8 protein-coding genes and 2 pseudogenes are annotated in these 13,483 nt (G+C 61.0%); 8 read left to right on the top strand and 2 right to left on the bottom strand.

The features are described from left to right. Positions 1-101: 101 nt before the first annotated feature. Positions 102-1,364: an LbtU family siderophore porin gene (locus tag THIDRDRAFT_RS14210; RefSeq protein ID WP_007041558.1), complete on the bottom strand. Its 1,263-nt coding sequence runs from the start codon at positions 1,362-1,364 to the stop codon at positions 102-104. 1,374 nt (positions 1,365-2,738) lie between these two features. Here THIDRDRAFT_RS14210 and THIDRDRAFT_RS14205 point away from each other — a divergent pair. The 6 genes and pseudogenes from THIDRDRAFT_RS14205 (at position 2,739) to THIDRDRAFT_RS14175 (ending at position 7,882) form a co-directional block, all read left to right on the top strand. Further along, a complete protein-coding gene (locus THIDRDRAFT_RS14205; protein WP_007041556.1) occupies positions 2,739-3,107 on the top strand; it encodes an HMA2 domain-containing protein in 369 nt (122 codons plus the stop codon). A 529-nt stretch (positions 3,108-3,636) separates the two neighbouring features. Next, positions 3,637-3,846 (top strand): annotated as a pseudogene (locus THIDRDRAFT_RS24675) (IS256 family transposase); the annotation flags it as partial. A 652-nt stretch (positions 3,847-4,498) separates the two neighbouring features. Continuing rightward, a complete protein-coding gene (locus tag THIDRDRAFT_RS14190) occupies positions 4,499-4,699 on the top strand; it encodes a hypothetical protein (protein ID WP_159105416.1) in 201 nt (66 codons plus the stop codon). After that, positions 4,696-5,073 carry a magnetosome protein MamC family protein gene (locus THIDRDRAFT_RS14185; RefSeq protein ID WP_007041553.1) on the top strand — a complete coding sequence of 126 codons (378 nt, stop codon included), beginning with the start codon at positions 4,696-4,698 and terminating at the stop codon, positions 5,071-5,073. Before THIDRDRAFT_RS14190 ends, THIDRDRAFT_RS14185 begins: the two co-directional genes overlap by 4 nt. Before the next feature lie 174 nt (positions 5,074-5,247). Beyond that, positions 5,248-5,625, top strand: a complete 378-nt coding sequence (locus tag THIDRDRAFT_RS14180) for a hypothetical protein (RefSeq protein WP_007041552.1) — start codon at positions 5,248-5,250, stop codon at positions 5,623-5,625. 151 nt (positions 5,626-5,776) lie between these two features. Further along, entirely contained in the window at positions 5,777-7,882 is a 2,106-nt protein-coding gene (locus tag THIDRDRAFT_RS14175) for a heavy metal translocating P-type ATPase (RefSeq protein ID WP_007041551.1), read from the top strand. A 177-nt stretch (positions 7,883-8,059) separates the two neighbouring features. Here the strand turns inward: THIDRDRAFT_RS14175 and THIDRDRAFT_RS14170 are convergent, their stop codons facing one another. After that, on the bottom strand, positions 8,060-11,923 hold the full coding sequence (locus THIDRDRAFT_RS14170) for a PAS domain S-box protein (RefSeq protein WP_007041550.1): 3,864 nt from the start codon (positions 11,921-11,923) through the stop codon (positions 8,060-8,062). A 208-nt stretch (positions 11,924-12,131) separates the two neighbouring features. Here THIDRDRAFT_RS14170 and THIDRDRAFT_RS14165 point away from each other — a divergent pair, with 208 nt between their 5' ends. After that, positions 12,132-12,734 (top strand): biliverdin-producing heme oxygenase, encoded by a 603-nt coding sequence (locus tag THIDRDRAFT_RS14165; protein ID WP_139058744.1) that lies wholly within the window; start codon positions 12,132-12,134, stop codon positions 12,732-12,734. A gap of 514 nt (positions 12,735-13,248) precedes the next feature. Then, positions 13,249-13,483: pseudogene (locus THIDRDRAFT_RS14160) on the top strand (transposase); the annotation flags it as partial.

The raw sequence follows: 13,483 nt of genomic DNA, 5'->3' as shown, positions 1-13,483 counted from the left end.
TGGGAGCTGGGAGCTGGGAGCTGGGAGCTGGGAGCTGGGAGCTGGGAGCTGGGAGCTGGGAGCTGGGAGCTGGGCGCCTGGGTGGCGCCCAGCGGCAGGCATCAGAATTCGACTGCGAGCTGTGCGACGACGCTGTTGGCGGACTCGCCAGTTCCACCGTCCTTGCCGGAGTAATCCTTGTCATGCGCCCATTCGAGTGAGAGTGCGGTGTTGTCGAAGACCTCGACCGACCAGCCGATCAGCCAGCGTTCCTTGGGCAGTTCGAGCGCTAGGGCCTCGTCCGTGCCCTGATAGGCGATGGCAGCGGTCGATTCGCGGCCCATGATCGAGAAGCTGTAACCGGCCTCAACATTCCAGGCCGAGGGTTTGGCGCCCCCGTCCTTGAAGCTCAGACTGATGGGGTCGTACTCCTCGGTAGCGGAGAGGTATTCGCCGATGAGGTTGAAGGGGCCGAAATTCGCCCCGGCATTGATGGTCCAGCCGCCGGTGCGCTCGGTCGGATCGACGCTGTAGTGGCTGGTATCGATGCCGGTCCCGATGGCTTCATCCAGTGCTGCGACGCGGTTGTCGTTGATGCTGTCCTGCAGTGTGTCCGAATCGCCCAGATCGTTGATGTAGCCGACGCCGAATGCCCAGGCTCGATCCGCCTCCTCATGTGCGTAGGCGAGGTTTGCGCCCCAGCTGTCGATCTGGTTCTTGCCCTTGACCTTGTTGTCGCCGTTGAAGGCATAGGCACTTCCCGAGAAATCGCCGTGGGCGAAGCCGATCTGGAGTGCGCTCTCGCGCGTTTCGCCGATCTCCAGCGTGAGCGGATCCGAAACCAGGTTGGTCTCGTAGGCGCCAAAGGGGACGTAGATCTGACCGGCGGTCAGGAAGAGGGGCGTTACGTCGGCATTGGCGATGGTGATGTAGCCGGTGTCGACCTCAAGGTCGGTGTCGTCCTCTTCGTAGAGAAAGGAGATGCCCGCCTCGACCCAGTCGTTGACCTGGGAGCTGATGCCGAGCTCGACGGTCGCGAGGGTGAAATCGCTCTCGTTGTCGCCCTCGTAGGGCGACATATAGGCGCCTTCGACCTCGATCAGACCTGCGATCTCGATGTTACGGAACCAGGCGCTTGCGCCGCTCTGAGCGGCTGCGAGACGCTTGTCTTCCATGTCCTCCTCGATCGCCTTTACGCGTCCAGGGGCGCCCTGCAACTGGGCTTGCTGTTCGGCGATCCGTGCCTCCTGACGCTTGAGCTGTGCCTCCAAGGCGCTGTTTTGGGTCTCCAGCCGTTCCAGCCGGGTTTCGACGCTTTCGGCATGAGCCGGGCTTTGGGTGGCGAGCGCGAGCGCGATGGCCGTTGGCAGCATCAGCATTCTCATGGTTTCGTACTCCTGCATGCGTAGGATTGGTGTCAGGTGGTCTCGTGATGCTTGGTGCTGCCACGAGATGGGTTTGGGATCTTGTTGTATAAAAGACGCGAATAGATCGGGCAACAGCCGTCCGCGACGGGTGCCTAGCGGTTATAACTGGCGATGGGTCTTATGCCTGCAGTCGAGACTCGACTTGTCAGCCTATGGATGTGGGATAGGGCCGACATGATCGAGTGATGTCTCGAAACCAAGTATCAAGTCTCGCTGTGGATGTTAACGATAATTGTTGTTATTTATACCGAAAAGCATCTTGGCTGTAAAGCCACGAGTGTCTCGCAATGACCACATCACACGTAAAGTTAATCCGTAATACTTGCGAGGTCAATCGAGCACCGAAGGGTGTCGTTGAATCAGGCTACCGATAGGGGGGCGAGGATCGTGCGCAGCCCGAGTCCGTGCGTCTCGTCAGCGCTGAGCCAGGTGTTTCGGCCGTTCCGCCGTTCTGTGGAAAAGGCGGGCAAGGCCATCCGGTTCTGGCGGCGGATATAGACCAGCAGTTCGATCGGGCCGGGCAGGGGGCCGGGCAGGACTCGAACTCAAGAGCTACGCATTGCGACGATCATGGCCGTCCGTTCGCGCAGGCGTTGCGTCCAAGACTTGCGCCAGCACTGCCAAACATCTGCCAAGAGCCAGCGCACGGCCTTAAGCTTCAGCTGGCAAATTGCACAGGGCGGCGTCTTGCGCTGCGAGCTGGCACTGGTCGAGCGCTGCACAGACTTCACGGGTAGCAGTTGCTTCGAGCGTTGCACAGACTTCACGGGTGGCGGTTGCTTCGAGCGCTGCACAGACTTCATGGGTGGCGGTTGCTTTGATCGTTCCGAGTCGCTCCAGACCTCAGGCAGCGACTGGTTGAGTACCGGCCGCAATGCTTGTGCGAGTCGTGTGGCCGAGGGTGCAAATGCGTGGTGATGCCGCAAGACGAGGCTCGCGCAGGCGGCGTTAGCGCGCACTTCACAGACCCCCTCCAACTCACGCAGAGCTGCGGCGGCCCGCGCCGCCAGACTGGGATCCTGCATCACGGCAGGCACGCGCAGACGGGTTCTTCCGGAAACCTGGTGACAGACAGTAAACAAGTGCGTATCTCTGGACTGTCCTAGTAAGTACAGCATCGCCTCGCCTCTTCAATCAACTCGTTAGGGTGTACCTGGAGGTGTAAAGATACGTGACTTTCGGTTTTGTTGCTAATGCTAATCGTTCTCTAAAAGCTCTCGCTTATCTCCCGTCTCGACAAAGTAATAAGAATTGGTTGCATTTATCGTTCGGCGAAAAATATAATGAGAAACAGTTGCATTATTTTTCGCTTCACGACCACGAGAAAATGCCATGAGCCACTCGATTCATCACGTTCCGGGACGTTTGCGTGTTCGCTCCGCTGCTTTTCGCTGTCAACCTGCGGAGGCGCGCGCAGCGCAGATGTTTTTGCTTGGTCTTGAAGGCGTTCGCCAGGTTCGGCTGAACACCCATGCCGGCAGCATTACAGTCCACTACAGCCCGGAGCAGCTCACGCATCTGGAGTTGCTGGCTGCGATGAAGGGGCTCGGCTGTCCTACTCCAGATCTGGAGCGCGATGTGACAAATCGGTCGGCGGTTGCGGGCAAGGCCGGCGCCATGTTTGGGAAAGCGCTCGTTGGGGCCGTCATCAATAAAGCCGTCGAGCGCTCGGCGTTCAAACTGGTCGGCGCCTTCCTGTAGCGACGAGCCGCCGGACCCGCGCTAGACGTTTGGGTGCGCTCGGAGTCTGGATTCCGACATCCCATCGTCGCTCGGTCTCGCAACAGAAGCCGAAGCCGGAGCGTCGTGGCGGCAAGCACTTGCAATGACCGAAGGGTTCGCCCTTTGGACCGTCCGCATGGTTGCCAATCATCCCGATCCGTGTCGCGCCCGCAGTCGCAGTTTAAGGTCTTGCGGCCTAATAGCCGTGCCTGCGAAGCGATACCGGCCAGTCAAGAATTCTTGTGATTTCTGGTGTACAGGCGCCCGAGGAGGGATGGCGTATCCTGTCGACTGGTCACGACCAAGATCACAGACGACAGAGGTGGATACGCCATGACCGAGGAGCACAACCCGCTGCATGCGTCGCTCAGGAATTGGGTGCGCGAACTCATCGCTCAGGCCGTCGAGGCAGAGTTGGCCTGAGCTTTCTGGCTGGGTATGCCGATCAGCGTCTTGAGGATGGGCGCCGAGCGGTGGTACGCAGCTCGGCGATCGGGCCGATGGGCGGTCGGCCAACACCACCGTGCGCCTGCGCACCAACCGCACCCGCAATTGCGGGGCGCGCGAGACCACGCTGGCGATGGTTTTCAAGCTGCTCCAGTCGGCGCAGGAGAACTGGAGACGCATCAAGGGATTTGGAAAACTGGAACTGGTCGTCAACAAGGTTCCGTTCCGCGATGGAGCGCAAGTGAACGATCAGTCAGATCGGATCGGATCGCCGCTTGATGGAGGTCATACCCCAGGTTTGACATTAAATCGTCAGACAACTGAAATGGCCAAGCCAGCAAGGCTTGTCGCCCAGGAGGAGCATTTCAGTTGCACCCGCAAGAGGGCTTCCTGGAAGTCCTCTGCGTGCAAAACCATCCCAGCAATTTGAACTGTATTGGAGATATTTTCGAATGAGTGAGCATCCAGGAAGCGCCCCAGATACAGGTCTCGGGCCTACCTCTCAGGGACCGGGCGATTCGCGTGATGCCAGGGGCGCGGCACCAGGACAACAGGGTGATGCTAGCGGTTATGGCGAGAGCGTCTCTGCCTCAGCTGAAGGTATGGGGCATGGCCCGTCCGCTGCTCAGGGTCATGATGGCGCTTGGAGTGGTCAACCTGGCGGAGTCAACGGGTACCAATCGCCCCATCCGTCTTTCGCTCAAGGGGGGGCTGCTTACGGTTATGGATACACGCCCCCCATGCCTCCAGAGTTTGGACCTTGGGCTGGTCCCTCCTATGCCCAACACGCCTATCCGCCGCACTTTGTGCCTGGCATGCCTCCGGGGCAGGTGCCTTATTGGGCACAGCCTCCCTCCTATCCGCCGGGTTATGGACCTGGTGCAGGGGCCGAAGCAGGCCGTGGACCGGTTATGAGCGACCTCATGAACGAGGTTGCGAACGGCGGCAACGGTCTATCCACGATCTCCAAGATGCTGAATTTCGAAGATCCGGATTTTTGGAAGGGTGCTTTGGTCGGTGCGGCGGCCGTGCTGGTGTTGAGCAGCGGTTCGCTTCAGGGCCTGTTCGGGCGAGCGGGTGCGTCGACGGGAAAGGGGGCAGGTGATGCGGAGTCCGAGAAATGAGCGGTGCCTATGAAGCGCAAAGCCAATTGATTCCATACCATCCCAGCTATCCGGCTCAACCGCAACAGGTCGCCGGACCGGATTGTTCGGCGATGATGCGCCTAGCGACCATGGGCGCCGTCGTGGGTGGCAGTGCGGCTGCTGCGCAGCAGTTCCGCCGATTTCGAGCGGGCGAACAGATGCCGAATGCCGCGCTGGCGGAGACCGGGAAGGCGGCCGTTACGGCTGGGTTGGCGACCTTAGCGGCTGGGGCCATTGCCTCCAGTGTGGCCGAGCAGGGTGCGATGCGGCTAGGGCTCATGTTCCTGATTGGCTCGGTCGTGGTTTATGGCATCCAGGACCGATTTGGCGGCGGCGAGGTGGATTATGAGTAACACTGCACAGGGGCAGGCTCACCGCCACGGTGTGACGAAGAACCTGGTCGAGGGTGCTGGTGGCTTCCTGGCTGGAGCCGCACTGGTACTCTTTCTACGCGGGCTTTTCGGTCGACGCGCTTCGACGACCCCTCAAACCAAACCCTCAACTCAAGCAACGACGAGAGACTCAGCATGAGCCAGAACGATTATCAGCAGGGCCAAAGGGCAAGCCAATATCCCGGTGGTTCGGTCGGCGGCGGTTATTCCGGTCAGGCTCAGCCCGGAATGCCCTACCACACCGCCTATCCGTCCAACCAGCAGTTCAGTCAGCAGTTCAATCAGCAGCCCAACCGCTCCGCGCTCGGTCTGCCCAACGATCGGTTCCTGAAAGGAATGCTGATTGGTGCCGCAGCGACCTATCTGTTGACCAACGAGCAGGTGCAGCGCACGGCTATCAAGGGGGCCGTCAAGGTGTGGTCGCTTTTGCAGGGCGGGGTCGAGGAAGTGAAGGAAAAGTTCGGTGACGCGGCCGCCGAGCTGCATCACGCGAGCGAGAAAAAAGGCGGCTGAGCCGCGAGCGACCAGCACCCCATTTCCAGTTTGAGTTGATGGTTCTGCGGACTTCGACGTGGCGCTGCCACGTCGTGTGCGTTGAACCATCTTTTCGCAGCCTTTGATTCGGCAGCCTTGGCCGCTGACCGTGGAATCGAGTATGTCGTCAATGCCCTATCGTATCCTCCACGAGTTGCCCGGGCGGATGCGGGTGCGTGTGCAGCCGACCGTTTGCGGCGGTCTAACCGAGACCCTGCGTTCCTGGCTGGAGATGTTGGACGGCGTGGAGGAGGCTCGTATCAATGTGCGTGCGTGCACCCTCGTGATTCAGTTCGATCCGCAGCAGGTTCCGCGCGAGCGGATCCTGGATCGGCTGGTCGCCTTCCGCCCTCAGAGCGCAACGGAACAAAATCTCCACCCCGAGTCGGATGATCCATCTATTACACCGCTTGTGAGGAGCGTGCTGACCCTGCTGCTGTTGCCTCTGCTGCCGAGCTCGGCTCAGCGGGTCGCCACCTTCTTGAACATTGGTACCAAGCTTCTCAAGGGGGCCGATACCCTCATCAATCAAGGGGTCAAAGTCGAGGTCCTGGATGCCTTGGCCGTCGGCCTCTCGGCGGGCCGGGGTAAGCTTTATACGGCGAACGTTACGGATTTCCTGCTCACGCTCGGCGAGTATTTTGAAGTTCGTACCCAACAGCAGTCCGATCGCATGCTCCGGCGCTTACTGCGTCCCCAGCCTACGGCCGCCTGGGTCGAGCGCGGCGGTGAACTCATCCAGGTCGCCAGCGATCAGGTCCGAACGGGCGAGATCATCGTCGTTGGTGTCGGTGAAACCATCTCGGTCGACGGCCAGGTCGTCGCTGGGGTCGCCCTGGTCAATCAGGCCGCCGTGACCGGCGAGGACGTGCCCGTTGCGTGCGAGGCGCCCAAACGTGTCGTTGCCGGCTCGGTGCTGGTCGAGGGGCGTCTGCGCATCAAAGCCATCCGAGTGGGGGAGGACACCACCGCCGCACGTATTTCGCGCTTCATCCGCAGCTCGCTCGACCAAGCTTCGGAGACGCAGCGCCTCGCGGATGTCCTGGCGGACAATCGCGTCTATCTCACGCTTGGGGCCGCTGGCGCGGTCTACGCGGTGACGCGCGATCTGACGCGCGTTCAGTCGGTGTTCTTGGTCGATTATTCCTGCGCGCTCAAGCTCGGCACGCCAGTGGCGTTCAAGTCTGGTCTCTACGAGGCGGCTAGACGCGGCATCCTCATCAAGGGCGGTGAGGCGATGGAGCGTCTGGCCGAGATCGATACCCTGGTCTTCGACAAGACGGGAACCCTGACCTATAGCGCGCTTGAGGTCACCGACGTGGTGGTCCTGAACCGCAGTTGCGACTACTCCGAGGAGGCCCTGCTCGCGCTCGTCGCCTCGGTCGAGGAGCATGCCAGTCACCCGCTGTCTCAGGCCGTGGTTGAGGCCGCGCGCGAGCGCGACTTGCAGCATATCTCCCATGGCGAGGTCGACTATCTGGTCGCGCACGGCCTCTCGGCCGAGATCCAAGGCGGGCGGATCATCGTCGGCAGTCGGCACTACATCGAAGAGCACGAGGGTATTCACTTCAACGCCTATGAGTCGCGTCTTGCCTCGCTCATCAACGACGGCAAAATCTTGCTCTATATCGCGAACGAGCGTGGCCCCATAGGGCTGATCGCCCTGCGCGACACCCTGCGCACCGATGCGGCGGCGGCCCTCTCCAAGCTGCGCACGCTTGGCATTGACCGGCTGGTCATGATCTCCGGCGATCGCCGCGAGAAGGCGGACTCCCTCGGGCGAGAGCTTCGGCTCGATGACATCCACGCCGAGGTTCGGCCCGAGGAAAAGGCCGAACTCATCAAGGCGCTGCAGCGTGACGGCCGGCGGGTCGGCTTCGTTGGCGATGGCATCAACGACGGCCCCGCGCTCGTTGCGGCAGACATTGGCATTGCCATGTCGGGCGGTGCGGACCTCGCCCGTGCCAGCGCCGATATCGTGCTGACCGACGACCGATTGCTCGCGCTTGCCGATGCCCGCGAAATCGCCCTAGGAACCCTGAGCGTCATCCGTACCAACTTCAACGCCACCGTCGGTATCAATACCGCCATAATGGCTGGCGCCTTGATGGGGCGGCTCTCACCCGCCGCCAGCGCGCTTCTGCACAACGGTACGACACTGGCGGTGCTCGTGAATGCGCTCCGTGGCGCGCGTGTCGTGGGGGATGATCGCGCAAGGCTCATCGCGAAATCCTGAATCACCTGCGAGCCGTTGCGACCCACCTCCACGAGATCCTTCCCGCTCCACCAAGGTCCCGGTGGAGTTGATCATGGAACGTCTGTTCATCATCCCGGCACAGCGGGATTTTGCATCTGCTCGACGGCGAATTCCGCCTCGAGCCGATCACGAAATCAAGAGGATGGTCCGATGTAATCAGGGTCTTTCTGCATTTGCCGCAGTCACTGGATGATCCTCTGCGGCAGGGCGAAAATACTGGCTCAGCGTCGCCGCGAGCGTCTTGATGCTGATGGGTTTCGTCAGAAACCCATCCATACCGGCGGCAAGGCAATGCTGACGACTGTCCTCGCCTGCATCTGCGGTCAAGGCAATGATCGGACGGCGTGCCCGGCGCTCATGAGCCTCCCACTGGCGGATGCGCTTGGTCGCCTCATACCCGTTCATGACCGGTGTGCGCAGGTCCATCAGCACCAGATCGGCCGTATCGCCGTCCATGATCGCCTTGACACCCTGTTGCCCATCCTCGACTGACACCACGGTCAAACCGAGTCGGTTCAAGATGTCCTCTAAGACCTGGCGGCTGATCGGTGTGTCTTCGATCACCAGGATCCGCCCCGTCAATTGCGGCAGCCTCGTGGTGGGCCGATCGTCGACCTTGAGGGGTTCCACAGCTCGACGCTCCATGCCGGATGCCAGCAGACCGGCTCGAATACGGAACCAGAATCGCGAACCGCAGTCGACCTCGCTTTCGACGCCGACCTCGCCGCCCATCAAGGTGGCCAGTCTGCGCACGATCGAAAGTCCGAGCCCCGTTCCCCCATAGTGGCGGGTCGTCGAGCTGTCGACTTGCGAGAACGGCTGAAACAGCGATGAACGGTGATCGTCGGCAATGCCGATCCCCGTGTCTGAGACGCTGAATTCGATCACGGCCGAGTCGTCGGCGCGCTCGACTTCGTGCGCGCTGATCTGGATCTCGCCCTGATGGGTGAACTTGATGGCGTTGCCCACGAGATTCGACAGCATCTGGCGCAACCGATAGGGGTCGCTCAGATAGTGTTGTCCGACGCGACCTCGCCACGTTGACGTCAGGCGTAAGCCTTTGCAGCGCGCCGGTTCTGCAAACAGCGTCTGCGTTTCGTCCAGGATCTGAGCGGGGTCCATGGCCAGAGATTCCAACTCGACGCGGCCGGCCTCGATCTTGGATAGGTCCAGTATGTCGTTGAGTAGGGCCAGCAGCGTTTGTCCGGATTGGAGGACGGTGCGCGCGTACTCCTGTCGCTTGGTTTCGGTCAACGCAGGAATCATCAGCAACTGCGCCATGCCGAGGATACCGTTCATGGGGGTGCGGATCTCGTGGCTCATGGTGGCCAGGAAGCGGCTCTTGGCGATGTTGGCCGCTTCGGCGGCGAGCTTTGCTTCAATCAGCTCCGATTCTGCTTGTTTCTGCGTCGATATATCAACGAGGGCCCAGATCGACGTCTCGTCATTGGCTCGCAATTGAGCGGCCGATAGGTTGAACCAACCGAGAGAGCCATCTTTACGCCGCCAGCGAACCTGGCTGCGAAAGACGTGCCCGGCCGTGACGATCGCATAGCCCTGACGGCCCAGCTCCTCGTAGGATTCATCGTCTTGATAGAAGCAGCGCGTGGGGCGGTTGACGAGTTCGTCTTCGCTGTATCCGAACATCTTGGCTATGGCGCGGTTCGCCCAGATGATCGTGCGGTTCGCAATCATGGCAAAGCCGACCACTTCACTTTGCAAAATGGAACGTTGTTCCTCCAAGACCTTGGCGAGTCTGTTTTCGGCCTGCTTGCGCTCGGTGATGTCGCGCGCGACGACCTGAGTTTCGGTCAGGTTGCCTTGGTCATCGAAGAAGGCTCGATTGACGAACTGTCCCCAACGCACTGCACCGCTGGCGTCGAGGACACGGTTTTCGATCGTGACCAGGGGGTTCGTTGGCGATAGGGTTTTCAGCTTCTCGTTGATCAGTGGCAGATCCTCGGCCCAGACGGTGGGTTGCCAATGGTTTCCGATCAGGGTGTCGGCCGGTTTGCCAAAGAACCGGCAAAAGGCGTCGTTGACGTAAAGGATGGTGCCGTCCGTCTTGAACCGGTAGATCAGCTCGGTCTGGTCTTCGAGCAAGGCGCGATAGCGTTCCTCGCTGGCGATCAGTGCCTGTTCGGCAAGTTTGCGTGGCGTGACATTTTCGTGGACCACCACCACCCCTTCGCTTGGTGGCAGCATCGGATAGACGTGCATCCGAAACCATCGTCGCTCGCTCGATGAGTCACAACGGTAGTCGAGCGTGAAGGTGTCGCGCTGACCCTTCAGGACCGCTTCGATTCCCGCCCAAGCCGTGATGGCTTCGTCTCCGCTGGGCAATCCTGCTGCCGAGCAGGCGTCCCGGTAGCGGACTCCAACCGGGGTCTCGGCCACGTTTGACGTCGCGTTGGCTTCGGTAACGTGTTTCCAGGAGCTGTTGACCGTGACGATGACACCGTGCGCGTCGAGCACGGAGATGTGCTCGGACATCGAGTCGAGAATGGTCTGCGAGAAGGCTTCGCGTTCGCGCAACGCCTCGATCTCGACCAAGGAGGGCAGTTCGACGGCCGACTCCAACTCCTCCGCCGACCAGGGTAGCGACTGGCCACGGATCTCTTGCAGAAAGCGCTCGAATGACTGGCGCGGGGAGATGCGTCCAGCATCGTCGGTGAGATGTGGACGATCCGGGTTGCCACCCCAGCTCACTGAGCAGTGTCGCTCGCGGCGAAACCAGATCATCGTGACCCGTGGTTTGCGCAACACAGACATGAACAAGGCCCCGGCGACACCGTCGTCAACCGCCTCTAGACCAAGATCGTGGTTCAGGGCGCTGGTGGCAAACAGTGTGGAGTCAGGCTCACGCGCGAGACGACGTCGATAGAGTTCACGGATACGGTCGATACTGGGGGTATGGCCGCAGGTCTGAATCGCCTCTTCGACCATCAGAGCAAAGCCATCGGCGCTGACGACACCGAGCAGAGCGGGATTGTGCTCCGTATGCATGAGTGCTTTGAAACCGAGCGTGCGGATCGACGCGATCAGCGTCTGGCGGCGGGCGGCGAGATCGCGCTCATGTGCGCGGCGCTCGCGGATCAGTCGCGCCTCGATCAACGCTGAGAGGTCGTCGCAGAGCCAGCCGAGGAGGTCGCGCTCGGCTGGAGCGAAACACTTGGGTTCGTGTTTTTGGTGGCAGGACAGCAGACCCCACAGGCGGTCCTCGACGACCAGTGCGCCCACCAGCGTGGCGCGCGCGCCCATGTTTTTCAAGTATTCGAGATGGATCGGCGAAACGCTGCGCAGGGTCGAACGACCCAGATCGATGCCTTGCGCATCCATGTTCGTCAGAAGCGCCGACGGGGTATAGAGTGCATCGGGAATCTGGCGCACCTTGCAGAGTTGGAACAACTCTCGCGCCTGCTTGGGAATGTCGCTAGCGGGGAAATTGAGCCCCAGATAGGACTCGACCCAGGGCGCCCGCGCTTCGGCGATCACCTCGCCGTTCCAGGCGGGGTCGAAGCGATAGATCATCACCTGATCGAGCCCGGTGAGGGTACGCACCAACTCTGATGCGGCTTGCGTGATCTCTGGTACGCCGTCGAGCCGGCGCAAGCCATCGATCCCGCGTCGATAGCGCTCGATCAACCCCTGAAAGACCGATGGTTTCGGTCCGCAGGGCTCGATGTCGACCAGCACCTGCCCATCCTGATTGAGCCAGGCGCGGGCGGCGAACGACTGGCCGTTCAGCGATAGGGTCAGGAGCGGGGGCGAGTCATCGACGGGCTCAGCCAGTAGGGCTGTTTCAGCCTCTGCGCCGAACACCTGGCCGATCGGGCGCCCAAGCAGGCGCTCGGCCGACAGCCCGAGCAGTTCCTCGCACGATTGACTGGCGGCCTCGATGCGTCCGCATTCGCGCTGGAGCACCAGGAGCGCACCGTGCGGCTGCACGGCACCGGTAAAGCGGATCGGCTCATTTTCACAGCTTAACAGGTCAAGGGGCGTTACCGGTTCGGGATCCATAGCGCACACCTTCAATGGCTTGTAAAGAGGCTCGCCAGCGAACGGCGAGGAGGCTGGCGGCGGTCAGCCGACTCATGACTTCAGCCCCTTGCTGGGACCCGCGCCTGGCGTTAGCCTGATGTGTGGATTCATCGCTGTCTGGCGATGGTTCGCGCGAACGATGACCGGGAGCGGCGCCGCTGCCGGTCACCACAATAACGGGTTGCCGATGAAGAACGAAGCACCACCTTCTGCATTGCATCGCCGTTTACGACAGGCAACGAAATCGTCCCACCATGTCCTCGATCACCATCCGGTGCTTGCTCCTCTGGTCAGACCGGACCTGTCGGTGGATCAGTATTCCAACGCCCTCGACGCACTGCATGGTATCCATACCGATACCGAAGCCGCCATTCTGACGTTTCTCGACCAACATCCAGGGCTGTTCGACTACCGCGCACGGCGCAAATTGCCGGCGCTGGAAGCGGACTTGGCGGTGCTCGGGCGTACGCCCGTGCTGCTCGCCGCGCATGTCCCCGTGCCGCAATCCGTGGCCGAACTCGTGGGGATACTCTATACCATCGAAGGTGCGTCGCAGGGTGGTCAAGTCATCGCACGCGTCCTCCGGGAAGGCCCGCTAGCAAATGTGCCGACCGCATTTTTCAGGGGCTACGGACCGCTGTCGCGCCAGCGCTGGGACGAGTTCCTGGAGTTTGCCGACGCGCAGTGTTCGGGCGATGAGCAGGAGGTTGCTGCGGCGAGTGCGGTGTCGACATTCGAGGCCATCAGGTGTTACCTGGACGCCTATTGCGATCATTTTGGCATTCAGTGAGAGGCAAACATCCCAGAGCGATCGCCCTGGGACTTGCCGCACGGGCAGCTCGTCGGCCCCGGGTTGACCTTAGTCACCCCGTTTTTCGCACCAATCGGTCCGTAAACCACCGCTCGGACTTGCGGTTCAACCGGGTTCTGACTGAAAGCTAGCGATGACGATAGAAGTCTCCTATAGAAAATCTTGGCTGCGCAAGGCTTGGGAAAGATTCCGGACCTATCCCTTTGATCGACTCTCCGTTCGTGCGGATCACTGGATCCACGATTGGAATCGCACCAATCCGGCCCGCGCTAGCAGGGCTTATCCCCTCTTCACAGTCGCTTTGAATTGGGCAACAGCGCATCCGGCCCGCTTCTTACTGCTACCGTTTCTCGAGGTGCTGCTGTTCGCGGTGCCCCAAGCAATGGGTTGGATCGCTTTACCTGGCCTCCATGGCTTGCAGGTTGCGTAAAGTGGACCCTAAAAATCGGACAGTCATTTAAGTTGTCAGGCCGGCACGAAAGGGTTGATCACAATGGGTGAAGCAAAGCGCAAAACCTACGCCGCCGCGTTCAAAGCCAAAGTGGCCTTGGAGGCCATCCGTGGGGTGAAAACCGTCAACGAGATTGGCCAGGAGCACGGTGTGCACCCGGTTCAAGTTGGGCAATGGAAGAAGGAGATCTTGGAGCACGCCGGCACGCTGTTCGAGACCAAACGGGGGCGCGAAACCTGCGGATGATCAGAGTGCGCCGGAGCGCCTCTACAGCGAG

This window comes from Thiorhodococcus drewsii AZ1 (genome assembly GCF_000224065.1).
GTDB classification, from domain to species: domain Bacteria; phylum Pseudomonadota; class Gammaproteobacteria; order Chromatiales; family Chromatiaceae; genus Imhoffiella; species Imhoffiella drewsii.
This window is presented reverse-complemented; position numbering and strand designations above follow the sequence as displayed.